Source organism: Brucella pseudintermedia (assembly GCF_008932435.1).
In the GTDB taxonomy this organism is placed as follows: domain Bacteria; phylum Pseudomonadota; class Alphaproteobacteria; order Rhizobiales; family Rhizobiaceae; genus Brucella; species Brucella pseudintermedia.
Genome location: NZ_WBWE01000021.1, coordinates 1 through 23371 on the forward strand (window position 1 = coordinate 1; position 23371 = coordinate 23371).

Genomic DNA, 23371 nt, shown 5'->3' on the forward strand with positions numbered 1-23371 from the left:
CGCGCCCGGTGCTGACGCGTTCGGTGATGCTGTGGGCGCATGAGCCCTGCCTGTTTGGCTGGGTTCGCGGCAAGAAGCCAAGGATCAATCGCGAGGGTTTTGAAAGCTGGCCGACCACGGTGTGGAATATTCCGTCGTCCGAGATTGAAACCCGCGAGCACCCGACATCAAAACCGGTGCGCGTGTTCACGCTGCCAATGCTGTTGCACACAAGAACCGGTGATATCTGTTACGAGCCGTTTTCAGGCTCCGGATCGCAGCTGATCGCTGGTGAGAAGACCGGCCGCAAGGTTTATGGCCTCGAACTGTCAGAAGCCTTCTGCGATGTCGTCGTCAAACGCTGGCAGGAATATACCGGCAAGCCGGCGACGCTGGATGGTGATGGCCGCAGCTTTGACGCGATCACGGCAGAGCGTGTGCCGGAACAGGCTGATGCGGCATGAAGCAATCGCGCACCATGTCGCTGGTAGAAGCCTTCGCCAATGTCGCAGTTGGTTATGGCATCGCGGTCATCACCCAGATTGTGGTGTTCCCACTGTTCGGACTGACGACCACACTCGCCGAGAACATGGCGATGGGCGCCATCTTCACCGTCGTCAGCATCGCCCGTAGCTACTGTCTGCGCAGGGCGTTTGAAAGCTTGTGGCTGAGCAGAAAACCCAGCGCATGAAGCTTCGGTGTCGAGCTTTTCTGGTCAAGCTTTCCTGGCGCTTGGGAAAAACAATGCGGCAGATTTGCCCCTGAGATCCTCGGCTTCTTTGGCCAGACGAGCGCTGCGTAACCGCAGTGTCTTTTCCTGGCGAGCCTGAGCGATCGGGTCGCATTTTTGGTCGGCGGGCTTCCGGAGAAGAAAGGGTGTTTGAATTTTAGCGAAAGCTATCTCAGCTGTTTGGCGAGATATGCTGTGTGTTGGTGTCATTGTTGGTGTTGTCTTCCAGAGGCCAGCTTCGGTGAGCAGCCATAAAAAAAGGCCAGGCAAATTGCCTGACCTTGATTGGTATTATGCTTTCGCAGTGCCAGTACATCCGTGGTCAAGGGAAAGCGGATACCGTTTTAGGCAGCTTGCAGGTTGCAAGCCGACATTTTGCCCGACTTCATGTCGCGCTCCATGTCATAGGCAATCTTCTGGCCTTCGACGATTTCGCGCATTCCGGCGCGCTCGACGGCAGAGATGTGAACGAAGGCGTCAGCGCCGCCGTTGTCAGGCTGAATGAAGCCGAAGCCTTTTGTGGAATTGAACCATTTAACTGTGCCAGTGGTCATAACGAACCCTTTCATAGCAACATAGAGGACTGCAGCGCCGAGGCGTTACGGATGATGATAGCGATGTTTTAAAGGGAGGGTTCGTTCAAGGCGCGGTGCCAATCGCGCAATAAAAAAGCTCAACAAGAAAATATCGATGGCCTTCAATAGGGGCGATTGGACTTGGTGTCAACTTTTACTTTTGCCAATCGTTACGCGAACCGAAATTATCTGGTGCTCACACAAGGAGTTCTGACATGGCCGGCCGCAAGCCGCTGCCAACACATCTGAAGCTGGTCAAGGGCACGGCCCGTCCGCACCGCATGAACAAGGCCGAGCCAAAGCCGGTGGTGGCAGTTCCCGCGCCGCCGGATCATCTCGACGAGGAAGCGCAGGCGAAGTTCGCCGAGATGGCCGAGATGCTGGCGCGCCATGGCGTGATGACCAAGCTCGATACCGGTGCGCTCGCCCGTTACGTCGTCATCTGGCGGCGCTGGCTCGACGCAGAACAGGAAGTGAAGCGCCGTGGGCCGGTGGTGAAGACGTCAAACGACAACATCATCCAGAACCCGTTCCTGGCCGTCGCCAACAAGTGCCTGGCACAGATGGCGCAGATTGAAAGTGAGTTCGGGCTGACGCCGTCGAGCCGCTCGCGGATTCGCATGGCGGAGCCGGCTGAGACCAAAGACCCGTTCGAGGATTTTTTGACCCGTGGCAGAAAAGCGTAAATCCGGATCGGCGAGGAAAGCGCCGTCCTGTCCGGTCGAGGCGTACGCGCGCGCTGTCGCCAGCGGCAAGATTGTTGCCGGGCGCCTGGTGCGGCTTGCCTGCGAGCGTCATCTCGCCGATCTAAAGATGGGCGCCAAGCGCGGCCTGGTCTGGGATGGCGCTGCGGCACGCCATGCGATCGACTTCTTCGGTCATCTCCGCCATTCGACCGGCGAATGGGCCGGCGAGCCGTTCGCGCTGCAGCCCTGGCAGCAGTTCGTCGTCGGTTCGCTCTATGGCTGGAAGCGAAAGAATGGGCTGCGCCGTTTCCGTACAGCTTACGTCGAGGTGGCGAGGAAGAACGGCAAGTCGGTGCTGCTGGCCGGCACGGCGCTTTATGCCTTGATTGCCGATGGCGAGCCCGGCGCGCATGTCTATTCGGCGGCAACGACACGGGATCAGGCGAGGATCGTCTTTGGCGAGGCCGAGCGCATGGTGGCGGCAAGCAGCGCCCTGCAGGCAAGGATCACCAGGACGGTGAACAATCTGGCGGTGCTGCCAACCTCGTCCTGGTTCCGGCCGTTGTCAGCGGATGCCACCAAGATGGACGGTTTGAACATTCATTTTGCGGCTGTCGACGAGGTGCATGAACATCCTGGACCCGAGATCATCCAGAAGCTCAACACCGCGACGGGTGCTCGGCGGCAGCCACTGATCTTCGAGATCACCACGGCGGGTTATGATCGCCATTCCGTTTGTCGCCAGCATCATGAGTTCTCGGTCAAGGCGCTGGAGGGCACGGTGCCGACAGACTCGTCCGACAGCTGGTTCGGCTATATCGCCACCATCGACGACGGCGACGACTGGACTGACCCAGAAGTCTGGGTGAAGGCCAATCCGAGCCTCGGCGTCACCGTCAAACGCGATGACCTCAAGCGCCAGATCGACGAGGCGAAAGAAATGCCGGCGCAGCAGAATGCGATCCGCCGGCTGCGCCTCAACGAATGGACCGAGCAGGTCACGCGCTGGCTCGACATGAGCGTGTGGGAGGAAGGCGGACTGCCAGCTGCCACCGACTGGCGCATCGTCAAACACGAACTGGAGGAACTGGAAGGCAAGCTGCTGGGGCGTGAATGCTATGGCGGGCTCGACCTGGCCCGCGTCAACGATCTGTCGGCCTTCGTGTTGGTCTTCCCGCCGACACTGGATGAAACGCTTGGAAAGCTTGCCGACAAATGGATCGTCACCTGCCGGTTCTGGATTCCCGAGGACGACATAGTCCGCCGTGTGCGGCGCGACCGCGTGCCCTATGACGTCTGGCGTGATCAGGGATTCCTGACCGCCACCCCCGGCAACGCCACCGACTTCGCCTTCGTCGAGAAGGAAATCCTCGAACTGGCATCCCGCTACGATCTGCGTGAACTCTCCTACGACCGCACCTTTGCCGGCGAGATTGTCCAGCATCTGCAGGATGAAGGCCTGAACCTCGTCCAGTTCGGCCAGGGGTTCTTGTCCATGGCGGCGCCGACGGCGGAACTGGAGCGGTTGTCGGTCTCTCGCGCCCTCTGGCATGGCGGGCATCCGGTGTTGCGCTGGAACGCATCGAACGTTGCCGTGCGCCATGATCCGGCCGGCAACATCAAGCCCGACAAGGAGCGCTCGAGCGAACGCATCGACGGCATTGTCGCGATCTGCAACGCGCTTGGTCGGGCGCTGGCGCGTGACGTCAATGCCGGCCGCTCGGTTTATGAGAGTCGCGGCATCCTGATGCTGTAGGCGCAGGCGCGAAAGAAACGGGAAAAAATGGCATTCTGGTCGAACTGGTTCGGCGGCGCAAAACCGCCGGCCGCATCTCCGCGCGCGTCGTTCCAGGATGCGGGTGGCGGGATCGTCATCACCACGGCGCAGCAGCTGGAAGAGGCGCTGCGGTCCGGAGCGGTGACGGCATCGGGCACGACGGTGACACCCAACAGCGCCATGCGGGTGGCGGCTGTCTATGCCTGCGTGCGCATCATCTCGGGTGCGGTGGCGACACTGCCCTTGCACATCAAGCGCCGCGTCGATGAGCGCACCCGGCAGGATGCGTCCGACACGCCGATCTGGACGGTGCTGCGACGACGGCCGAACCGCTGGCAGACGCCGTCGCAGTTTCGCCGCATGCTGCAGGCGCATCTGCTTTTGCGCGGCAATGCCTATGCCATGATCGTGCGCTCGCGCGGGAATGTGCAGGAACTGATCCCGCTGCATCCCGATCGGGTCGAGGTGAAGCAGACCGACGATCTGACGCTCGAATACACATACAAAAGACAGGACGGACGGCGCATCCAGCTTGCTCAGACGGAAGTGTTCCATCTGGTCGGCCTGACGCTCGACGGCGTCCATGGTGTGTCGGCAATCTCTTACGCTCGCGAGACCATCGGCCTGTCGCTGGCCATGGAAGATCATGGCGCTTCGACCTTCCGCAATGGTGCGCGTGTCAGTGGGGTGCTGAAGCACCCCAACAAGCTCGGGCCAGAGGCTGTCGCCCATCTCAAGGCCGGGCTCGAGGAGTTCCGCTCCGGCGGCGAGCAGGAGGGAAAGAACCTGATCCTCGAAGAGGGCATGGACTATGCCCGCATCGCCATGACGGCCGAGGATGCGCAATGGCTGGAGGCCAGAAAGTTCAGCCGCACCGACATTGCCATGTTCTTTGGGGTGCCGCCGCACATGATCGGCGACACCGAAAAATCCACCAGCTGGGGCACCGGCATCGAGCAGCAGTCGATCGGCTTCGTCGCCTATACGCTCGAAGACCATCTGACCATGTGGGAAGAGGCGATCAACCGCGACCTGATCGACCCAGAGGGAAAGCACAACGACAATCTCTATGCCCGCTTTAATCGGGCGGCGCTCGTCAAGGGCGACATCAAGGCGCGCTGGGAAGCTTACGTCAAAGGCCTGCAATGGGGCGTCTACAGCCCGAACGAAATCCGAGCACTCGAAGACCAGAACCCGCGCGATGGTGGGGATGTCTTCTATCCACCGCCTAACACGGCGGGGATGCCGATCACCAACGATGGCGACAATGGCGACAATGATCGGCCGCTCATCGAAAAGGACACTGACACATGAGCCTTCGCAAACTGCCCGAGGCACGGACGTTCCCTCGGCCGCAGAACTACCAGTGGGATACGCCGAGCGACGTGCTGGCGAAATGGGCAGAGCACCCTTTTGCCGCTGCGCCCGATGCCGACGCCACCATCTCCATCTTCGACGTCATCGGCGACGATGGCTGGACAGGCGGCGGCGTCACGGCAAAGCGCATCTCGGCGGCGCTCCGTTCGATCGGAAACAAGGACATTACTGTCCGTATCAACTCGCCGGGCGGCGATATGTTCGAGGGGATTGCGATCTACAATCTGCTGCGTGCCCATCCGGCCAAGGTTACGGTCGAGGTGCTGGGCTGGGCGGCGTCTGCCGCCTCGATCATCGCCATGGCCGGGGATGACATTCGCATGGGGCTCGGCTCCTTCATGATGGTGCACAATGCTTGGGGGCTGGTGATCGGCAATCGCCACGACATGCGTGACGCCGCCACCCTGTTCGACCAGTTCGATGCTGCCATTGCTGATATTTACGCAGCACGCACCCGCATGAAGCGCGCCGACATCGAACAGCTGATGGATGCGGAAACCTTCATGACGGCGGCACAGGCTGTCGAATATGGTTTTGCCGATGTCGTCGACGATGCCGAAATCCACCCAGAGACCAATGCGCCCGCGCAGGTCCGTCCTGAAATCCACGCCAAGCGCCGCATCGATGCGGCGTTGGCACAACAGGGCATCTCGCGGACGGAGCGGCGCAAGATGTTCAACCAGATTGCCGGCATGCACGACGCTGCCGAAACCGCCATGCACGACGCTGGCTCCCATGCAGCCGCCATTCAGCGGCTGATCGACACCATTAGATCATAGGAGACCCGAGATGGGTATCGAACTGAACCCCGGTGGCCGCGGGCCAGTCCGGGGTATCCTCGGCGTGCGCGCCGAAACCGGTAACGCCACCAAAATCCTGGCCGAACTGCAGAAGACCTTCGAGGACTTCAAGGTCGAGCGCGACAAGGAACTCGCCGACATCCGGGCCGGCATGGCCGATGTGGTCCAGACCGAAAAGGTCGACCGTATCAATGCCGAGATCACCGCCCTGCAAAAGGCCCTCGACGAGACCAATGCCGCGCTGGCAGCGGTCAAGGTCGGTGCTGTTGGCGGGACGACCGATCCGGACAAGGCCGAACACGCGCAAGCCTTCGACCGCTTCTTCCGTCGCGGCGTCGATGCCGGCCTGCGTGATCTGGAGGTCAAGGCCAAGCTGACCACGCAGTCCGACCCCGACGGTGGCTATCTGGTGCCGGAAGAAACCGAAGCCGGCATCGACCGTGTTCTCGGCACGGTGTCGACGATCCGTTCGCTGGCCCGCACCATCTCGATCTCGACCAATACCTACAAGAAGCTGGTCAATATGGGTGGCGCAACGTCCGGATGGGTCGGCGAGGAACAGGATCGTCCTGGTACCGCCACCCCGACCTTGCGCGAGATCGCCATCAATACCGGCGAGATCTACGCCATGCCCGGCGCCACGCAGACATCGCTCGACGATGCCGGCATCGATCTGGCGGCGTGGCTGGCCGATGAAGTGTCGATCGAGTTCGCTGAGCAGGAAGGAGCTGCCTTCGCCAATGGCGATGGCGTCAACAAGCCACGCGGCATTCTTGCCTACGACACGGTGGCGAATGCTTCCCATGCATGGGGCAAGCTCGGCTTTATTGCCTCGGGCAAAGCGGATGGCTTCCTGGCTGCGACCGCTTCGGTCAGCCCGGCCGATTGCCTGATCGATCTCTACTATGCGCTCAAGTCCGGCTACCGGAACGGGGCATCGTGGCTGATGTCGGATGCGACCATGAACACGGTGCGCAAGTTCAAGGATGCGGAAGGCGCCTATATCTGGGCGCCGCCATCGGGTGCAGCCGAAGTCGCCACTATCCTCGGCAAGCCGGTCTACACCGACGACAACATGCCGGCGGCAGAGGCCAGCAAGTTCCCCATCGCCTTCGGGGACTTCGGTCGCTCCTACCTGATCGTCGACCGCATCGGCATCCGGGTGCTGCGTGATCCGTTCACCTCCAAGCCGAACGTCCTGTTCTACACGACCAAGCGCGTCGGCGGCGGCGTGGTCAACTTCGAGGCGCTCAAGCTGCTGAAGGTCAGCACCTGATCCACATGACGGGCGGCTCCGGCTGCCCGTCTCTTCACAATTCCCATTCATCGAAAGGACTCCTGTCATGAAGGACGGTATCTCCGGCCTCAGCCTGGTTGCGTCTCTGGTTCCGGCCGTGGTCACGGCCACCACCAAGGGCAGCCATGCCGATCTGCAGGGCTACAACGCGGCAACGCTGATCATCACCACCGGGGCGATTGCCGGCGACGGCGTGTTCGACGTGAAGCTGCAGCATGCCGACACCACGGACGACGGCGACTTCAGCGACGTTGCCGCAGCCGACCTCCAGGGCACTCTACCGGCAGCGCTCGAAGCCGACACGGTCTGCAAGCAGGGCTACAAGGGCAACAAGCGCTACATTCGTGCCGTCATCACCAAAACCTCCGGCACGTCGATCGCCGCGGGTGCGATCTTTGCGCTCGGCCATCCCCACGACGCGCCGGTCGCCTGATCGGTCAGAGCGGCCAGACAGTCGGCAGCGCCGAGATTCTGGCCACCCCCCGTTCATCAACCTGTTGGAAGACAGCCATGCTCGCTCCCGTCCGCACGGTTGCGCCCGCGACCATGCCGGTGACGCTGGCCGAGGCCAAAGCCCATCTGCGTGTTGATCATGATGACCAGGACGATCTGATCACCGCCCAGATCAAGGCGGCGACGGCATATCTCGACGGCTATGCCGGCATTCTCGGCCGGGCGCTGATCACTCAGACCTGGCGGCAGGATCTTGCCGGCTTTGCCGATCGCCTGCCTCTGCCAGTATCGCCGGTGATCGCCATCGTCAGCGTCAGCTACTGCGACGTCGGCAATGTGGTGCAGACATTGGACGCCGGCGTCTATGACCTGTTTACCGACACGCGTGGCGCCTATCTCACCCTGCGGCCGGGGCAATCCTGGCCGGCCACCTTCCGTCGCGCTGACGCCGTCTCCATCACCTTCATCGCCGGCTTTGGCGCGGCGGCCGACGTGCCTGAGCCCATCCGCCAGGCCATCCTGCTCATCGTCCAGCGGCTGTTCGATGGCGCTGACACCGAAATCGATATCGCCATCGAGGGCACCGTTCATGCCCTGATTGCACCCTACCGGAAAAGTCCGATCTGATGGCCAGGATCACCGCCAACGATCTGCGTGATCGTGTCAGCTTCGAAAAGCGCGAGGAGATCGATGATGGCTATGGCAACACCTATGGCCAGTGGGTGCCACAGTTCGAGCGCGACGCCTGCATTCTACTCTCCAAGGGCGGCGAGACCGTCATTGCCGCACGCCTGCAAAGCGTTCAGCCGGCGCTGATAATCGTGCGCTACGATGCCGAGACCGCAACCATTACCGCTGCCTGGCGGCTGATCGAGACCCGTTCCGGCACCACCTACAACATCCGCACATCCGCCGACATGGAGCGGCGCGGCCGCTTCATCACCATGCTTTGCGAGGCCGGCGCGCCAACGTGACCGTAACCCTGGCGTGGGCCGTGGCGGGCCAACGATAAGAACGAAACCCTGATCGCACCCCGCCTGGCGCAAGAGCTATGCGTCCTGCCTTTACACTGGCATGCCCGCGAAAGGACATCATCATGAACGCCAACGTGCCCACCGGCGCGGCGACCCTGCCTGCGTCCGACAAATATCATGTTTACCGGCCCATGCTCGACTTGATCGGTTTTGCCGAGGGTACCGACCGAAAGCGCGGCTATAATGAAACGCTCGCCTATGGCGCCTTTACCGGCGGCGACGTCGATCTGGTTGCCATGACATTGCAGGAGGTTGATGCGCTGCAGACCCGGATGCTGAAGCATCCGGACAACCGCTTTAACTCATCAGCGCTCGGCCGCTACCAGATCGTCCGCACCACGCTGCGGACGATCGCCAAGACGCTCAAGCTTCCGCCGTCGGCACTGTTTGATGCCGAGATGCAGGACCGATGCGCCTGCTACCTCCTCGGCCTGCGTGGCATCGACAAGTATCTGGCGGGGCGGCTCTCGGAAGATACGCTGATCAACAATCTTGCCCATGAATGGGCTTCGCTCCCCACTGCGATGGGCAAGGGTGCTTATGCCGGCCAGAACGCAGCTGTCGGTCCGGATCGCGTACGTCAGGTTCTTGTCGAGGTTCGGAAACGCCATGGCGCAACCCAGCCAGCACGCGAGATTGTGGTTGAGAAGGAAATCGACAAGCCTGTGGTTCCGGTCAGCGTTGAAACAGAAATCCGCAAGCGTACCGATCAGTGGAGCTGGATCACCACCATCTTCGGCTCGGGCAGTGCCGGACTTGCCGCACTTGCTGGCATGGACTGGCAGTCTGTTATGGCAATCGGCGCGCTTGCGCTGGGCGGGCTCATCATCGCGCTGCTGTTACGGCGTCAGATTGTGTGTGCCGTCAGAGACGTGAGAAGAATTATCGAGGGGTGACCGTACAAATTGAGACAATGGTATTAGGCATAAGCAGCGCTCAATAAACAAATTTCACGCACTCACGAAATTGCTCACAGAACTTGCCACCGTTCGATTGCGACCGCTCCTTTTAGCTTCGTAAAGGCGATTATCGGCCGACTTATAAAGATGCTTCCATCGACCGCCCGTCGCGGTCGCTATGCCGAAGCTGGCTGTTATGCGGGCTCGATCAACAACATGCGAAAAATTTGCCTCCGAAATAGCGGTGCGAAATCGCTCCGCGCATTCGTAAGCTTCTGTGCCGTCTGTGTCTGACAGAAAGATGGCGAATTCTTCGCCCCCAACGCGCCCGACTACATCGCGTTTGCGCTTGGTTCGCACCAGGACCTTTGCGATCTCCTGCAGCACCCTGTCTCCGACCTCATGACCAGGGGCATCATTGATCGATTTGAAGTGATCGATATCGCATAGAATTAGCGAGGCGGTTACGCTACCAGACCGCCGAACAGCAGTTGCTATAGCGTCTTCGAAGCCACGGCGATTTAGGATCCCGGTCAGATGGTCAATATCCCGCTCATGGCGAAGGTCATCTATAACATCTGCGACGGATGCAGCGAGGATCGCCAAGGCAAACCCTGAGCCCAGCACTGCAAGTGAGAGTTGAAGCGCTTGCCAGAATACTGAATTTTCAAAGACCGCTGGGTCAATCGGCTCCGAGAAGCCGATTGTTAAAATAGTGCGGGGAAAAAAATGCAGGCCGAAAGCAAGCAGACTCCAGAAAAGGATACGGTCTCCCAAGCGCCCTCCTGCGAGACCTGACAAGCGATACGCTGCCACGAGAAGAATAATGCCATAGCCGAAATTCTGGATGTAAATCCGAGCTATCAGGTTTCGGTCAACGTAGAAGAAATACCAGAGCAGCCCCCAGAATACGACAAAAATCGCGATGTTTGCGCCGAGGCCAAGGCTTCTTTCGGAGCGCAAAAGAACACCTTCGACGGCCATCAAAACCGCCGTCGTGTACAGCGCTCCCGAAACCATCGCGTTGAGGCCAATATCCACAGGACAGTGGAGAATCTGGCTAGCAGCGCCCATTGCGAAGAGCATACACGCGCCGGCTAGCAGCAGGAGATAGTTCCGCTTTCGGTCGATCAACCATGCAGAGGCGAACGCAATCCCGAATACGACGAGTATTCCAGGACCGATTAAGGATAGGGTAATTCGGACGATGGCGGGATCCATACTATTGGTCTGCTGTCATTTTGTCAGAAATCGCACAAAGTGCGGCCGTATAAACGAAATTTTCCGTTAAATTGCAAATGTCCGTGGCGCCCTGTGAGCGAATGGAAAGAGATTTCAATCTGATTGGCGGAATGGGCAGTAGAAAAGAAGGCCAGCGTTCTGATGCTGGTGCGCCCGACGACTATGTATTCCCGGGCGCGCCGATAGCCTTTGTGAAGCCGATGGTGGAAGGCGCAGAAGAAGTCATCCGCAATGCCACTACGCTCGGGCCACAACGCGGCAGTTCGGCGGCGGTGGCGCTGAACGTCTGGTAGCCATTGGATAGACGGCCTCGACATCGAGCGTTTTATGAGGCTCACGGCTTGGCGTTATCGTCCGGATTGCCCCTTCTGGCCCATATGATGCGGCACGCCTCGTCAATCTACTCATCTTCATCAAAATCAGCTAGCGTTTGCTATCTCAGGGAACCCTGTCCGACCGCTATAGTGAGCGCAGGGAGACAGCGGCGAAGGTCGAAGAGCGTGTTAAACTGGCGGCCATGTGAGACGCCACGGCGGGACGAAGCAGTCCCGCGCTTGAGCGCCATCAAAGAGCAGACTTACATCTTGTGTAGTATCGGGAAAGGAGAACTCTCATGCGTGGATTTGTTGATGATATCGAAGAACTGACCGAGGGGAATACGGATTTCCGCCGTGTGCTCTACACAGCGAAAAACATGCAGCTCGTGGTGATGGCCCTTGATTGATGGGGTGGTAAGCAAGATCAAGTCCGATATGGCCATGATCGTACCCGCTGGCGCGCGGCACAATGTGAAGAACACAGGCGACAAGCCGTTGAAGCTTTATACGATCTATAGCCCCCCGGAGCATGTTGATGGCGTGGTTCACCCAACCAAGAGCGATGCCGATACTGACCATGAGCACTTCGATGGAAAGACAAGCGAAGGGTAGTTCGCCATTTCCAGGGCAGTCGCCTGTTAGTCGAAGCGGGAGAACAACGAAGCAGTATCTAACCAGGAGATAACGTGAAGGCCCTGATTAATCTCGATCGTTCGATCGCCCTAACCACGCTGACCGTTATCGGGATGCTGCTGGCCATTCTCGCGTTCTGGCCGCTGCGAGGGGATGTCGCCGGCCTCGTTTCGGCGGTGGGTCTTGCCCTTGTCTATCTTGCAGGCGGTCTGCCCGCAGGCTGGCGGGCTGCCGTCACCTTGTGGGAAGAACGCATCCTCGACATCGACCTTCTCATGGTCGTTGCCGCCGTCGCTGCGGCAGCGGTCGGCGCTCCGTTCGAAGGCGCGGTTCTGCTGACGCTGTTCAGCATTTCGACCACACTGGAAGAGCGCGCGCTCGGTCGCGCCCGCCGGGCTATCGAGGCGTTGATGGCGCTGCGCCCGGAAACGGCGCTGCGCAAGGAGGCGGACGGGTCGGTGTCGGAAATCCCCGCCGCCGATCTGCGCGTGGACGACATCGTGATCCTGCGTCCCGGCGCGCGCGTTCCTGCCGATGCGGTGATCGTCAGCGGTCGCGGCTCTCTCGATGAGGCGAACATCACCGGCGAATCCATGCCGGTCGCCAAGGAGCCCGGAGCGCAAATCTTCGAGGCCACGGTCAATATCGACGGCGTGCTGGAAGCCGCTGTGACGAAGACGGTCGCGGAAAGCACTGTGGCGCGCATGATCGCGCTGGTCACCGAAGCGCAGGCAGCCAAGGCTCCTTCGGAGCGGTTCAGCGCATGGTTCGGTCAGCGCTACACGATTGCGGTGATGGCGGGCGCAGTCCTTGCCTTCTTCGCCTTCTATTGGCTGGGGCGCGATTGGGAGGAAGCGCTTTATCGATCCGCAACCCTGCTGGTGGCGGCAAGCCCCTGTGCGATCGTCATTTCGGTGCCCGCCGCCATTCTGTCGGCGCTGTCAGCGGCTGCGCGCGGCGGCGTGCTGTTCAAGGGGGGAGCCGCCCTTGAAACGCTGGCAGCCGTGGACGCCTTCGCTTTCGACAAGACCGGCACACTGACTACCGGCAAAGCGTCCGTCACGCAGGTGGTCGCGCTCGATGGCGACGAGCAGGCTTTTCTGTCGCTGCTTGCCGGTCTCGAAGCCCAGTCGGAGCATCACAGCGCCGCAGCCATTCGGCAGGAAGCCGCCATCCGGGGCGTTGCACCGGTCGAGGTCAGCGATGTCGCCACGCGACCGAGCGCGGGCATTGTCGGCAGTGATGGCGCAGGTCTCCTATGGGCGGGCAACCCGCGCCTTGCCGAGCAGATGGGCGCTTCCATCGGCCATCCGGCGCTGCGGGCATTGGCGGCGGATGCGCAGACGGTCATCTATGCGGGTCGTGACTCGCATGTTCTGGGCGCGGTCACCGTGGCCGATACCGCGCGCGCAACCTCCAAGCCTGCACTTGCGGCACTACGCAAAGGCGGGGTCGAGAGTATCGTCATGATGACCGGAGACCGGCTCCCTGTCGCTCTGCGGATCGGCACGGAACTTGGGCTCAGCCCTGAGGAAATCCACGCCGACATGCTGCCCGAAGACAAGGTGCGGATGGCTGGCGAACTTGCGGCAAAGGGCAAGGTGGCGTTCGTGGGGGATGGCGTCAATGACGCGGCGGCACTCGCCCGCGCCGATGTGGGGATCGCCATGGGCGCGGCGGGATCGGACGTCGCGCTTCAGGCCGCCGATGTGGCACTGCTCTCGGAAGACATGGGGCGGCTTGCCGACGCGCACCGGCTCGCTCGCAGGACGGCAGTGATCATCCGGCAGAACCTGACCTTCGCCATGGGAGCCATGGCGATACTCGTCATCGGCGGCCTATTTTTCGAGCTGCCCTTGCCATTGGCGGTCATCGGCCACGAAGGCGGAACGGTGCTGGTGGTGCTGAACGGCCTGCGGCTGCTCAGGGACCCCATCCGCGCCAGAGAGGCAAAGCCGACATCCACTTTCCGTGCGGAGAGTACTACGGACGAGGGCAGTCCTGTGAAGCGCCATGCCTACACCAGAAAGGTGCCACGGCGGGCGGCGTGACCAAGGTAGTTGCGCGGCGCGTCTGTCGAAAGACGGTGCTCCTGCCCCTTGTCGTGATCCATCTTCGATAAGATGGCGCGCATCCGATCCGCGGGAGGATTGGCCATCGCGTCACGTGCAGCAGGGCCGATCCAACGGAGGGTTATGGCCAGTAAGCGCAAGTCGTTGCAGCGCTCATGAACAGCACTGTTGATCTGGATAACTGCCGCCATGCAGAGGGCAGCTTCCCGGCATCTATTCCCCTGTGGAGGGCGGCGTACCCGAACTGATGCAGCTACACGGTTTCAAGGTGACGATTTTCTTACCGCTCTCTGTGAACGGCGCTCGGGCGAGGGCTTCCACGGTTATGGCGTCCAGCACCTGCAAGCGCTCAAGCAGCAGTGAGAAATTGCGATCGAGTTCGGCATCGAACAAATCCTCGCCTGAGAGCATTGCACGGCTCTGTTCGACCCTGTCGCGCACGAGCAAATAGACTGATGGCATTGGTCCTTCCACCTCCTGTAAGAACAATTCCAAGATGGCTGATCTGCTCCCAGAACCAAAGCCGAAACAGGCAGTCAGCATTGCCAAAGGCATAACAAAACTGGTGCAATTCTAAGGGAATTGTTTCATTATCATTTGCCGACCTCGCAAGGAGGCTGGGAGGATACGCATTTTCTCTTCCGACGATTACCTGTCTGAAGGCATTATGATTTAAGGTAAGCAGCCGCGCGTAGCGCGTGTTCGATAAACCGGATCCACCACATGGCTCTTTTGCTGACATTGCAATTCATCGCGCTTTCGCTGTTTCCGCTATATTTTACCACGCTACCTGCGCCAATGCGGCGGGTTCATTTCTATGTCTATATAGCGCTCGTCCTGCTCATCGGCGGCTTTATGGGGAACGTCTATTCGGTGCCGATAGCCGATGGTGCCGTAATCTCGGGCGGCAACCTCTGCTACGGCGCCTTCATGATGGCGTCTGTGATGTTTGTCTGGGTCGAGCGAGACACGTTCATCTTGCGACATCTCGTCCGGCTTGTGATTTTCGTCAATATTTTCAAGATCGTTTTTGCCTTTCTCACTCAAGCCCTTTTGAGGGCGGACGGCGTTATCAATACCCACAATGTTCCGCCGGACATGTTTGAGGCGTCCACCTACCTGATTGTTGTAGGCGGCGTTCTCATTATCGCTGAATTGCTGATCCTTCTGTTCATTTTCGAGGCGGCCAAAAAGAGGATAAGCTCGCCGCTCGTCAATGGCGCGATCTACATCCTCGCGTTCATTCTTGTCCTCGTGTTGGATGGCTTTGCCTTTTTCTTCATTGCCTTCGGCGTCGGTTCGGAAATCGTGGACATTGTTTTCGGAGGCATTCCCGGCAAGGTGTTGATGGCGACGGCCTTCAGCATACCGCTCGGTCTGTTCATGTTCTGGCAGCGAGAGGCATTCGTCGATTATCTTGAGAGCGACGTAGTCCGCTGGCGTCTTCTGACTTCCAGTAGCGCCGGCCTCATCAGGGAGATGGCCAGAAAAGATGAGGAGGTCCAGCGCGGAGCTGCCGTGTTCAGGAACTCGTCCGAAGGCCTTGCGATTGTTGATGCGTCCGGTGCGCTGCTCAAGGCAAATTTGGCATTCCGGAAGATGCTTGGGATCGACCCTGAGGCTAAGGACGTGAGCAATGCGTTCTGGTACGCGAACAAGCCCCTCAACCTGCCGAAAACGCTTGGGGCGCGGTGGCGCAACGAGGTCACGTTTGGGCGAGACCAGCAGAGTGTCGGCATTCTTTCCATCGTCCCTGTTGAAGGGGAAAGCGGCCCCCGCGACACCCACGTCTTTTCCCTCGCTGACATAAGCAAGCAAAAACACACGCAGGAAAGGTTGGAATACCTCGTACTACACGACCAACTGACCGGGCTTCCCAACCGTCGTTTTCTGGACCAACACCTGAGCGGCCTTCAAGAAACGCCGCATATACTCATTGCGGTCGATCTCGATCGTTTCCGCGACATCAACGACAGCTACGGCCACGCTACTGGGGACCGCTTCCTTCAAGTCATAGGTGAGCGTCTTGACACACTCCGAACGACGCATCTCGGAGAAGGCGATGTGCTCTGCCACATCGGCGCCGATGCATTTGTCTTCGTCGTCCGGTCACGGGATCGCAAGTTCGTGGAACGCATCACAGAAGATATTCAGCGCGCGATTGAGCAGACGATCCACATTGACGACAGTCTAGCGGTATTCACCACCGTAACGATCGGCGTGAGCTATCAGGACATCGAGCAGAATGGTGATGCCCTTTTAGAGGCGAACACCGCCCTCTGTGCAGCAAAGCGCAAACGGCGCGGTTCTATCGGGGTCTATCATCACGGCTTGAGTGGCGAGACCCAGAAGAAAATGGAACTGAGCCTCAAGCTGAAAAATGCGTTGGCGGATAATTTGCTGGACGTTCACTATCAGCCACAATTCGATACTGTCAGCCGCAAATTGCGCGGCATGGAAGCGCTTGCCCGGTGGACTGATCCGGAACTTGGCGTCATCTCGCCGGGCGATTTCATACCCGTGGCGGAGGCGACCGGCCTTATTGAAGTCCTTGGCGAATATGTTCTTGAACGCGCTTGTCAGGATGGGCGGCGATGGCTGCAAGACGGGCATCCACCCATCACCGTGTCAGTCAACATTTCGGCAAGCCAGCTCAGATTCGGGCGCTTTGCATCCGTCTTGCCCAGAACACTGGAAAGAACGGGCTTCCCCGCCCGGCAGCTTGAAATCGAGATAACCGAATCCTCCTACATTGAGCGTGAGGAAGAAGTGACGCCCTTGCTCCACAAATTGAGGGAAATGGGTGTCAGCATCGCCATCGACGATTTCGGTACGGGATACTCATCTCTTGCCTACCTGCGCGACATGCCGTGCGACTATATCAAGATCGACCGGAGTTTCATTACCGACATCCCCCACGATGCCAAACAATGCAACCTGACCTCCGCCATAATCGGACTGGCCAAGAGCATGTCGTTCAAAGTGGTGGCGGAAGGGGTGGAAACCAAGGAGCAACTTGATTTCCTGGCGGCTCAGGGCTGTGACCTTGTCCAAGGATACTATTTCGCACCCGCTCTGCCGAAAAACGAACTGGAAGCGCTGTTGGAGCGGGCGGAAAAGGGGGCCGGTTAATGTGCTCGACATGACTATCGCCGAACGACCCCAGGCCGAGAAGCCTAGCATATCGGGCAGCTCGGAACGCTCCCATGATTGCCGGTCAAGCGGGCAGTTCGCTTGTGCATGGTGCGGTGCAGGTGGAGAGGGCATATCTCCAGGCCCTGCGAGTGGGTTCAGGGCGGCGCGATAGCCCTCTGATCGGGTTCAGCGCCGATGCGCTGGCGGCATCCAATCGGCGCACGGTTGGTCAGGTGTCCAGAGGGCTGGAACGCCCTTTGCTCGATGGGTGCAGGGAGAGCCGAAGTCTCCCGCGCGTGGTCAACCGGCGCAACGGTTGGATGGCAGAATGAGGCTCGATGCTGAGGTTCCGCCACGGCTCGGGGGATGCAACGGGGGTGGCCTGTTGCCACTCGGCCAAGGTGAAGTTGAGCGGATTCTTCCAGCCATTTTCCTTGTAGCCGTCCGGCAGTTGCCAGCCGTGCTCAAGGAACAGGTCTTTCGATAGGCTATTCAGCCGGTTCTTGAAGTGCGTTTCGACTTTCTCCAACACGTTCGGAAAATATCCCAGTGCCCATTATGCTGGTCGGAAAAAATTCTCGGAGCCGGTTCCAGGAGGAAGGCAACGGGATTGAATCGTGTGCATTTTTGGTTATATTGAGTACACCGACATGAAAGGAGCGTTGCAATGTCTCGAACGACCACGATGACGGTCCGCATCAGTGGCACGCTCAGCGATTTCGTTGCCGCCAATGTCAGCGAGAACGGATCTTATGAAAACATCAGCGAATATGTCCGAGATCTGATCCGCCGCGATAAGGAGCGGGTAGAGATGGAAGCATTTGATCGGCTGAAGGGTGAACTGACACTTGCTTTCGCCGCACCCGAGGCGTCCTACAAGCCGCTCACTGCGCGCGAAGTGATCGCGCGGAACCGGGCCTGATGGCTGCTGTCCGTGTTCAGGAGGCAGCCTCTCACCGTCTCGACGAGATCTACCGCTACACGCAGGAAAGATGGGGTACCGATCAAGCAGATCGGTACATTACCGGATTGTTCGATGCTTTCGGCAAGATCGAAACTCACAGTGTCATGTCGAAGCCCGTCCCTGCGGAGTTCGACGTAGAGGGATATTTCTTCCGATACGAACGGCATTTCGTCTATTGGCGCCGTCTCTCGAACGGAGATATCGGCATCGTTACAATCCTCCACCAGCGCATGCACCAGATGGATCGGTTCCGCGAGGATTTTGGCTTGTAACCCCGGCTGCCACCGGTCGGCCGAGAGAGTTCATCAACGGGTTCTCACTCTTTCGCCATCCGAGGCCCGCCACAATTTCTTCAGACTGGAGAAGGTTGGATATCAGGCCCTTCCTCTCCGCCATTTGATTCTTCCCTAGAATAGTCACGTAGAATCGGTCGGTTGAGTATGTTCCCGCCTGTTCCGCGTACTACGCTTCAGTCGCACTAACCCACCTCACCATATGCATTCCAGATATTCCTTCAAAAGAAATTTATGCAGATACATTGATGCCGAGCAATAAGCCGCAAGTTCGCTTCTCCCATGAACCGCCTATCGCATCGAAATGACCCACCTGAAGCTGAATAAAATTCATTGAGGCAGAAGAATTTTGAACAGAATATTTCAATATATATTATGCAAATTTCATATTATCTATTAGCAATATTAAATATACCATTGAGAGGAACGTATAGGTTGACATTTTTATTCGCTATATCGTAGCCATACCCTTAAAAATGGGAGGGTTATTCAGCACACATCGGTAACCGAAAGTTTCGTATCGAATGACACAACCCGCAAGGAATTGGGCAATGCGTTCGACTCGCAACCGGAAATTGCCGATGTACCGCAAGGATGGAGCGTCTATCACGCTGTCGAACGGACCGAGCTCTCAGCGCCTGAAGAGCACTCGTTCCACCGCGTGCTTCCACTTCCGTTTTTTTCCGGCGGGAAACTCGTCAAATCAGCCGTCTCAGATGAGTTCAGGTTTTCCTGCTTCTCCTAATTTGAACTCCATATGAAAGGGCAAGGGCATGAATGCTCCGGAAACCTCGAAATTCAGAGATTATGCGCGCACGCTGGCAGCGCGCAGCGTTCCTAATGGCATTTTGAACCGTAGCGCCGCATTGCGCGGGACGCGCTTTTTGGCCGATGCCGCCCGTGCCGCCAAATCCGGTAAACGACGCCCTTTTCAGATGGTAAATGTGGGCGCTTGCGACGGCGTCCTTTTCGATGACGTGACCCCTTGGCTTCACCGGATACCCCACTCCAAAGCAGTTCTGGTCGAACCGGTACCGTATAACTTGATCAGACTACGCAAGAACTATCCGGATGCAGAGCGGTTCAGGATCGAACCGATTGCCGTCACCAGGGAACGAGGTTCGATCACCGTCAAGACTTTCGATGCAAAAGCCCTGGAAGAAGGCACTTTGCCCCTTGAATTCATAGGTTGTTCTTCGGTCACAGATACAAATCTGATGTCCGGCAAGAATGTATGGGGGCCGGATGATCCCAATTTCCATAAGTTCGCTCCACATCTGAAGGAAATCGTGGTTGCTTCCGATACGTTGCAAGCTGTGTTGGATCGCAATAATGTCGAGTATATCGATGCATTCTTGGTCGACTGTGAGGGCGCGGACTGGATTGTCTTCGACCAGCTCGATTTGGAGCGCTATCGCCCCGGCCTGATCAAAGTCGAAGTGGGCGCCCTATCCCCGACTGATGTCGGCAACGTCATCGTAAAGATGAAAGCCGCCGGTTATGATGTTGGCATCTATTGCGAAGATGTCTGGGCATTTGGATAACTGCGCTTCTCGGGAGCGATTTTCGAGTACCGGAGCAGGGCGTACTTGCAAGCATAGTCGCGAAAAGTTGCAGCCTTTTCGGGACTATGCGTCCGAGAAAGGTACGTGAGCACCGGAATAAAGCCGAAGGTTTGCGCCTCCGGCTATGATTTTTAATGGAGGCCTTCTTCCTTGAGCGCCTTCTGCGCATTCGGGCGTGCGAGCACGCGCTCGCGCAGTTTCAGTGCCTTTGGATAGGCGCTCAAATCGACTTTGAGTCCCACACCCCAGCCGATGACCACGGATGCATAAGCGTCGGCCTGCGTGAAATCATCGCCAAGCCAGTAGGCCTTGCTGTCCGACAGCATGGCTTCGAACTGCCCCATGCGGCGATTGATATTGGCGATGACGCCAGCCTTCGCTTCGTCGCTCAGATCCGGCGCAAACAGCCCGCTGAATGCCGAATGGAGATCCGAGCAGAAGCCCAGGGCTTCCTGCAGGCGTGCACGTTCCATCGTGCCATAGGCGGGCTTGAATGCCGCAACGTCGGAATGGTCCCCGATATATTGCAGGATTGCCGCGTTCTGCGTGATGACGGTGCCGGGCTTTATCTCCAGCGCCGGGACCGCCCCGCGCGGATTGATCGCGAAATAGTCCCCGCCATCCGACGTCTTCTTGGCCTTGAGGTCCACAGCTTCCAGCTCATAAGGAAGGCCCGCTTCCTTCAGGACGATATGGGGCGCGAGCGAACAGGCACCAGCCTTGTAATAAAGTTTCATGAACATCTCCATCGGTTCAACGAAAGATGTCTATCAATTTTACCCGTGCCCGCAACAAATGAGGGATCACATTTCTTTGTGCCGACCCAAAACTCGAAATATCTTCCTATAGAAGGCTATTCATCAGAAAAGCGATGCTATCCGCGCGGGTTTCGACGATTGCATCCGGGTCACGACGACCAGCTTGTTGAACTCGCCGCGCTTGAAGGCGCGCAGGAAGCGAGGATAATCCTTGAAGACCACGCAGCCATTGGAATCGCCGCGACGCCCCAGCATGAAAGTATGCGCCAGAAGTCCATCGCGATTGTAGCGGTTGTTGCCATCGACGGGCGTCAGGCGGATCGCCTCGACACCATGGAACAGCGCCTCGCGCATACGCAGATTATAAGTGTGCGGCGGCGTGGGCCCACGGTTCTTCTGGTTTACATAGCGCGGATTGTCCCGCATCGGGCCGAGGCCGGAATGGGCTTCCAGACGCTCGCCGCCAGGCAGGTAAACAGTGGCAGCGGAAATATCGTAAATGGCAACCTTGCTGCGCGAAGCCTCATTGAGGAGCGGACTGAACAAGCCGGTGCGCGGCTCCTCGATTGCGCCGCTTTCCGGCGCATAGGCGAGCTGGGTCTTCTCATGCATACGCGAACGGCGCAGCGAAGGCTTTGCGCCGGGCAAAGGCACGTCATCGGGCAGATACGCATCCCGCGTGTCCTCCACGGCCACATCCGCCCTCTGGTCTGGAGCGAGTTGCGGGACAGGCACGGCATTGCCGACAGGGAGATGTGCCTGCGTCTCAGCCGCATCCATTTCTTCAGCTTGGGACAGAGGCTCTATCTTGCTGAGCGCCGCTGCCGCGTCAGGCGCTGGCGTATAGGCAAGCGCTGCCGCACCGGTCGTTTGTTGCGGCTGAATACTTGCCACGACGGGTTCTTCCCGCCGAACGCGATCAGCGCGCAGTTCAATGAGGGATGCCGTATCGACGGGTTTGTCCTCGATTACGGAATCGGGACCGATATCGGCGATGATTGGCGCATCATCCGCGTCCTTGCTCCGGCGCCAGTCGAGGTTGGAATAGGCAGTGTCGGCGGTATAGGCGTCGATGAAGCCTCGCCGGATGCGCTGCGACGGTGCGAGCTTGTGATCTACGACCGCAAGTGCCTGCGGCGCGGTCAGGGAGACACGGCGCATAACCGGGGCCACAGGTGCAAAGGCCGGCACTACCGTTTCCAGCGTACCGAGCGCGGTCATCATCCAGCTTCCGGCCACAAGGCCCGTCGCCGCGAATGCCGCAACGCGTATCAGCCCCCTGAAACCGAATGGAAGCCGGATGCTGCTGCTGCGCGGAGCCGCGTAGCCATACACTTCTGTTACACACGCCATGATACAACCCGAGTGGAAAACAACTTTCCCTGCACCGCCTTGCATGTCGGTCCGGCAAAAGACGAACAAGACATGGCAAGGCGGTGACTGGAAGGTCATCTCCAGCATCGCCAATTATGGTAACCAAATCCTTTACGGGATGAAGAAAACCGGATCGGCGGGAACGGGTTCAGGCTGTCAGAAGGAATGCGCCTTGCTTGGCGCTTGGAAACTCCAGCCCCTCCACCGCAACCCGATTGCGACCGCGATGTTTGACCCGCATCAGGGCGAGATCGGCCCGTGCCGCTGTTTCCCATACTGTCTCGCCGCCGCGCACCATGGCGATACCGAAACTGCATGTCAGCTGGCGGCCTGAAGGCAGCATCGGAAACTGATGCCGGGCCACGCGTCCGCAAAGCACGTTGGCCAGCCTCTCGCATGTTTCGGCATCGCCGCGGACCAGAAGAACAAACTCTTCGCCGCCAATGCGCCCGACAATCGTTGTATCGGCAGCGATGGTTTGCAGGATACGGGCAAACTCGACCAGAACCTGGTCGCCGGCCGCATGACCCAGTGCATCATTGATCGACTTGAAGTGATCGATATCGGCAATGATGACCCCGTGATCGCCGCGCTGGGGCTCGGCCAGACGCAAGCGCGCCCGGCGTTCCAGGCCGCGGCGGTTGAAAACGCCGGTCAGCGGATCTGTATCGCGCTCTGCCTGCAATTCCTGCACCACATCGGAAGTCGTCACCGCCAGAAGGACAAGGCCAGCGATCACACCGGCAAAGGAACCGAAGATCATGACGCCCTGCCAATAGCGCGAGCGCATCAGTTCGGAGGGGCGGACAATCTCATTGGGGAGCCCCATCGCCATTCCAGCCTGTACATAGAAATGCGCGGTCAACAGCAGCAACGCACCCAACAGCACGCGATCGATCAAGCTTCGATAGGCAAGACCGCGCGCCTGAATGCAAAGCACCGCCATCAGGCTTCCCAATGCCAGATGCACCACGGGCGCAATCCGCGCATAACCCATGCCGTTTGCGTAGCAATAGACCATGGCTGCCAGAAGACCGAACCCGATCAGGCGTGGCGCAAGCCGCGAATAATGCTTGCCCATCCGCATCATCACACCTTCGCAAAGCAGCCAGCCGCCCGTAAAATGGAGAGCTGTGGTTATCGGCAGCGTCAGGATAAGGCTGTCAGAGATCAGCGATATCGGAATCAGAAGCCCAACGGCGAAACAGGCAAAGCTGAGGCCGAAAAACAAGAGATGCCTGCGCTTCGTGTCGAGCATCCAGATGCCCAACATCGTCACTGCAAACAGCAATACTATAAGCGGCGGCACAAACTTCACAAACGGGCCCTGATCGGTCGAAAATAAAATTGCAAAAAACGCTATTTCAGATTGAACGTAATGTGCAATTACAAACCGGGAGCAAAGTCAAGT

General features: G+C 58.8%; 26 protein-coding genes. 18 read left to right on the plus strand and 8 right to left on the minus strand.

What is annotated here, in order from left to right; translation table 11 throughout:
• Together F9K78_RS20565 and F9K78_RS20570 are read left to right on the plus strand one after the other, a co-directional pair.
• The coding region (locus F9K78_RS20565; protein ID WP_167518149.1) for a DNA methyltransferase at window positions 1–443 on the plus strand (443 nt) is incomplete at its 5' end.
• Window positions 440–670, plus strand: coding sequence for a DUF7220 family protein (locus tag F9K78_RS20570; protein ID WP_091524575.1), 231 nt, complete (start codon window positions 440–442; stop codon window positions 668–670). The genes F9K78_RS20565 and F9K78_RS20570, both read left to right, overlap by 4 nt.
• Before the next feature lie 383 nt (window positions 671–1053).
• On the opposite strand, the gene F9K78_RS20580 is transcribed toward F9K78_RS20570, so the two are convergent.
• Entirely contained in the window at window positions 1054–1263 is a 210-nt protein-coding gene (locus tag F9K78_RS20580) for a cold-shock protein (RefSeq protein WP_091524570.1), read from the minus strand.
• Between the two features lie 236 nt (window positions 1264–1499).
• On the opposite strand from F9K78_RS20580, the gene F9K78_RS20585 reads away from it, so the two are divergent.
• The 9 genes from F9K78_RS20585 to F9K78_RS20625 all read left to right on the plus strand — a co-directional run bounded on the left by F9K78_RS20585 (window position 1500) and on the right by F9K78_RS20625 (window position 9604).
• Window positions 1500–1970 carry a phage terminase small subunit P27 family gene (locus F9K78_RS20585; RefSeq protein WP_151682692.1) on the plus strand — a complete coding sequence of 157 codons (471 nt, stop codon included), beginning with the start codon at window positions 1500–1502 and terminating at the stop codon, window positions 1968–1970.
• Window positions 1954–3726: a terminase large subunit gene (locus tag F9K78_RS20590; protein ID WP_151682693.1), complete on the plus strand. Its 1773-nt coding sequence runs from the start codon at window positions 1954–1956 to the stop codon at window positions 3724–3726. Before F9K78_RS20585 ends, F9K78_RS20590 begins: the two co-directional genes overlap by 17 nt.
• 27 nt (window positions 3727–3753) lie before the next feature.
• Window positions 3754–5061, plus strand: a complete 1308-nt coding sequence (locus F9K78_RS20595) for a phage portal protein (protein ID WP_235925493.1) — start codon at window positions 3754–3756, stop codon at window positions 5059–5061.
• Window positions 5058–5903 (plus strand): head maturation protease, ClpP-related, encoded by an 846-nt coding sequence (locus tag F9K78_RS20600; protein ID WP_151682694.1) that lies wholly within the window; start codon window positions 5058–5060, stop codon window positions 5901–5903. The genes F9K78_RS20595 and F9K78_RS20600 overlap by 4 nt, the downstream gene beginning before the upstream one ends.
• Before the next feature lie 10 nt (window positions 5904–5913).
• The gene (locus F9K78_RS20605; RefSeq protein WP_151682695.1) at window positions 5914–7200 is read left to right on the plus strand and encodes a phage major capsid protein; all 1287 of its coding nucleotides are present in this window, start codon (window positions 5914–5916) and stop codon (window positions 7198–7200) included.
• 67 nt (window positions 7201–7267) lie between these two features.
• Window positions 7268–7654, plus strand: a complete 387-nt coding sequence (locus tag F9K78_RS20610; protein WP_144864371.1) for a hypothetical protein — start codon at window positions 7268–7270, stop codon at window positions 7652–7654.
• A 77-nt stretch (window positions 7655–7731) separates the two neighbouring features.
• Window positions 7732–8301 carry a head-tail connector protein gene (locus F9K78_RS20615; protein ID WP_151682696.1) on the plus strand — a complete coding sequence of 190 codons (570 nt, stop codon included), beginning with the start codon at window positions 7732–7734 and terminating at the stop codon, window positions 8299–8301.
• Entirely contained in the window at window positions 8301–8648 is a 348-nt protein-coding gene (locus F9K78_RS20620) for a phage head closure protein (protein ID WP_109708012.1), read from the plus strand. Before F9K78_RS20615 ends, F9K78_RS20620 begins: the two co-directional genes overlap by 1 nt.
• A gap of 122 nt (window positions 8649–8770) precedes the next feature.
• Window positions 8771–9604: a lysozyme family protein gene (locus F9K78_RS20625; RefSeq protein WP_151682697.1), complete on the plus strand. Its 834-nt coding sequence runs from the start codon at window positions 8771–8773 to the stop codon at window positions 9602–9604.
• Window positions 9605–9658: 54 nt separating this feature from the next.
• Here F9K78_RS20625 and F9K78_RS20630 read toward each other — a convergent pair whose 3' ends face one another.
• A complete protein-coding gene (locus F9K78_RS20630; protein ID WP_151682698.1) occupies window positions 9659–10828 on the minus strand; it encodes a GGDEF domain-containing protein in 1170 nt (389 codons plus the stop codon).
• A 131-nt stretch (window positions 10829–10959) separates the two neighbouring features.
• Here F9K78_RS20630 and F9K78_RS20635 point away from each other — a divergent pair, with 131 nt between their 5' ends.
• The 3 genes from F9K78_RS20635 to F9K78_RS20645 all read left to right on the plus strand — a co-directional run bounded on the left by F9K78_RS20635 (window position 10960) and on the right by F9K78_RS20645 (window position 13850).
• The gene (locus tag F9K78_RS20635) at window positions 10960–11142 is read left to right on the plus strand and encodes a hypothetical protein (RefSeq protein WP_139207969.1); all 183 of its coding nucleotides are present in this window, start codon (window positions 10960–10962) and stop codon (window positions 11140–11142) included.
• A gap of 423 nt (window positions 11143–11565) precedes the next feature.
• Window positions 11566–11778 (plus strand): cupin domain-containing protein, encoded by a 213-nt coding sequence (locus F9K78_RS20640; protein ID WP_235925494.1) that lies wholly within the window; start codon window positions 11566–11568, stop codon window positions 11776–11778.
• 134 nt (window positions 11779–11912) lie between these two features.
• On the plus strand, window positions 11913–13850 hold the full coding sequence (locus F9K78_RS20645) for a heavy metal translocating P-type ATPase (RefSeq protein WP_151682702.1): 1938 nt from the start codon (window positions 11913–11915) through the stop codon (window positions 13848–13850).
• Here the strand turns inward: F9K78_RS20645 and F9K78_RS20650 are convergent.
• Both F9K78_RS20650 and F9K78_RS20655 read right to left on the minus strand, forming a co-directional pair.
• The gene (locus tag F9K78_RS20650) at window positions 13817–14062 is read right to left on the minus strand and encodes a hypothetical protein (protein WP_151682699.1); all 246 of its coding nucleotides are present in this window, start codon (window positions 14060–14062) and stop codon (window positions 13817–13819) included. The genes F9K78_RS20645 and F9K78_RS20650 overlap by 34 nt on opposite strands.
• Window positions 14063–14084: 22 nt before the next feature.
• Window positions 14085–14333: a hypothetical protein gene (locus tag F9K78_RS20655; RefSeq protein ID WP_151682700.1), complete on the minus strand. Its 249-nt coding sequence runs from the start codon at window positions 14331–14333 to the stop codon at window positions 14085–14087.
• Between the two features lie 261 nt (window positions 14334–14594).
• On the opposite strand from F9K78_RS20655, the gene F9K78_RS20660 reads away from it, so the two are divergent.
• The gene (locus tag F9K78_RS20660; RefSeq protein ID WP_151682701.1) at window positions 14595–17003 is read left to right on the plus strand and encodes a putative bifunctional diguanylate cyclase/phosphodiesterase; all 2409 of its coding nucleotides are present in this window, start codon (window positions 14595–14597) and stop codon (window positions 17001–17003) included.
• Between the two features lie 232 nt (window positions 17004–17235).
• Here the strand turns inward: F9K78_RS20660 and F9K78_RS22030 are convergent, their stop codons facing one another.
• Entirely contained in the window at window positions 17236–17538 is a 303-nt protein-coding gene (locus tag F9K78_RS22030) for a hypothetical protein (protein ID WP_199224817.1), read from the minus strand.
• A 135-nt stretch (window positions 17539–17673) separates the two neighbouring features.
• On the opposite strand from F9K78_RS22030, the gene F9K78_RS20670 reads away from it, so the two are divergent.
• The 3 genes from F9K78_RS20670 (at window position 17674) to F9K78_RS20680 (ending at window position 19807) form a co-directional block, all read left to right on the plus strand.
• Window positions 17674–17928: a ribbon-helix-helix domain-containing protein gene (locus tag F9K78_RS20670; protein WP_091519403.1), complete on the plus strand. Its 255-nt coding sequence runs from the start codon at window positions 17674–17676 to the stop codon at window positions 17926–17928.
• Entirely contained in the window at window positions 17928–18242 is a 315-nt protein-coding gene (locus F9K78_RS20675) for a type II toxin-antitoxin system RelE/ParE family toxin (protein WP_091519401.1), read from the plus strand. Before F9K78_RS20670 ends, F9K78_RS20675 begins: the two co-directional genes overlap by 1 nt.
• A 794-nt stretch (window positions 18243–19036) precedes the next feature.
• The gene (locus F9K78_RS20680) at window positions 19037–19807 is read left to right on the plus strand and encodes an FkbM family methyltransferase (protein ID WP_121987379.1); all 771 of its coding nucleotides are present in this window, start codon (window positions 19037–19039) and stop codon (window positions 19805–19807) included.
• A 152-nt stretch (window positions 19808–19959) separates the two neighbouring features.
• On the opposite strand, the gene gst is transcribed toward F9K78_RS20680, so the two are convergent.
• The 3 genes from gst to F9K78_RS20695 form a co-directional block, all read right to left on the minus strand.
• Window positions 19960–20565, minus strand: coding sequence for a glutathione transferase (gst, locus tag F9K78_RS20685; RefSeq protein WP_121987378.1), 606 nt, complete (start codon window positions 20563–20565; stop codon window positions 19960–19962).
• Between the two features lie 123 nt (window positions 20566–20688).
• Window positions 20689–21939: a DUF2778 domain-containing protein gene (locus tag F9K78_RS20690; protein ID WP_235925495.1), complete on the minus strand. Its 1251-nt coding sequence runs from the start codon at window positions 21937–21939 to the stop codon at window positions 20689–20691.
• A gap of 169 nt (window positions 21940–22108) precedes the next feature.
• Complete coding sequence (locus F9K78_RS20695; protein WP_121987376.1) at window positions 22109–23278, minus strand: GGDEF domain-containing protein; 1170 nt, start codon at window positions 23276–23278, stop codon at window positions 22109–22111.
• Window positions 23279–23371: the final 93 nt, after the last annotated feature.

What these genes read in the sequence shown, in the direction of transcription:
- F9K78_RS20580 (WP_091524570.1), bottom strand. Translation starts at nt 1,263, where the DNA reads ATGACCACTGGCACAGTTAAATGGTTCAATTCCACAAAAGGCTTCGGC.
- F9K78_RS20660 (WP_151682701.1), top strand. Translation starts at nt 14,595, where the DNA reads ATGGCTCTTTTGCTGACATTGCAATTCATCGCGCTTTCGCTGTTTCCG.
- F9K78_RS20605 (WP_151682695.1), top strand. Translation starts at nt 5,914, where the DNA reads ATGGGTATCGAACTGAACCCCGGTGGCCGCGGGCCAGTCCGGGGTATC.
- F9K78_RS20630 (WP_151682698.1), bottom strand. Translation starts at nt 10,828, where the DNA reads ATGGATCCCGCCATCGTCCGAATTACCCTATCCTTAATCGGTCCTGGA.
- F9K78_RS20675 (WP_091519401.1), top strand. Translation starts at nt 17,928, where the DNA reads ATGGCTGCTGTCCGTGTTCAGGAGGCAGCCTCTCACCGTCTCGACGAG.
- F9K78_RS20620 (WP_109708012.1), top strand. Translation starts at nt 8,301, where the DNA reads ATGGCCAGGATCACCGCCAACGATCTGCGTGATCGTGTCAGCTTCGAA.
- F9K78_RS20585 (WP_151682692.1), top strand. Translation starts at nt 1,500, where the DNA reads ATGGCCGGCCGCAAGCCGCTGCCAACACATCTGAAGCTGGTCAAGGGC.
- F9K78_RS20570 (WP_091524575.1), top strand. Translation starts at nt 440, where the DNA reads ATGAAGCAATCGCGCACCATGTCGCTGGTAGAAGCCTTCGCCAATGTC.
- F9K78_RS20670 (WP_091519403.1), top strand. Translation starts at nt 17,674, where the DNA reads ATGTCTCGAACGACCACGATGACGGTCCGCATCAGTGGCACGCTCAGC.
- F9K78_RS20610 (WP_144864371.1), top strand. Translation starts at nt 7,268, where the DNA reads ATGAAGGACGGTATCTCCGGCCTCAGCCTGGTTGCGTCTCTGGTTCCG.
- F9K78_RS20635 (WP_139207969.1), top strand. Translation starts at nt 10,960, where the DNA reads ATGGGCAGTAGAAAAGAAGGCCAGCGTTCTGATGCTGGTGCGCCCGAC.
- F9K78_RS20690 (WP_235925495.1), bottom strand. Translation starts at nt 21,939, where the DNA reads ATGGCGTGTGTAACAGAAGTGTATGGCTACGCGGCTCCGCGCAGCAGC.
- F9K78_RS20650 (WP_151682699.1), bottom strand. Translation starts at nt 14,062, where the DNA reads ATGGCGGCAGTTATCCAGATCAACAGTGCTGTTCATGAGCGCTGCAAC.
- F9K78_RS20680 (WP_121987379.1), top strand. Translation starts at nt 19,037, where the DNA reads ATGAATGCTCCGGAAACCTCGAAATTCAGAGATTATGCGCGCACGCTG.
- F9K78_RS20595 (WP_235925493.1), top strand. Translation starts at nt 3,754, where the DNA reads ATGGCATTCTGGTCGAACTGGTTCGGCGGCGCAAAACCGCCGGCCGCA.
- F9K78_RS20615 (WP_151682696.1), top strand. Translation starts at nt 7,732, where the DNA reads ATGCTCGCTCCCGTCCGCACGGTTGCGCCCGCGACCATGCCGGTGACG.
- F9K78_RS20625 (WP_151682697.1), top strand. Translation starts at nt 8,771, where the DNA reads ATGAACGCCAACGTGCCCACCGGCGCGGCGACCCTGCCTGCGTCCGAC.
- F9K78_RS20600 (WP_151682694.1), top strand. Translation starts at nt 5,058, where the DNA reads ATGAGCCTTCGCAAACTGCCCGAGGCACGGACGTTCCCTCGGCCGCAG.
- F9K78_RS20655 (WP_151682700.1), bottom strand. Translation starts at nt 14,333, where the DNA reads ATGCCATCAGTCTATTTGCTCGTGCGCGACAGGGTCGAACAGAGCCGT.
- F9K78_RS20645 (WP_151682702.1), top strand. Translation starts at nt 11,913, where the DNA reads ATGCTGCTGGCCATTCTCGCGTTCTGGCCGCTGCGAGGGGATGTCGCC.
- gst (WP_121987378.1), bottom strand. Translation starts at nt 20,565, where the DNA reads ATGAAACTTTATTACAAGGCTGGTGCCTGTTCGCTCGCGCCCCATATC.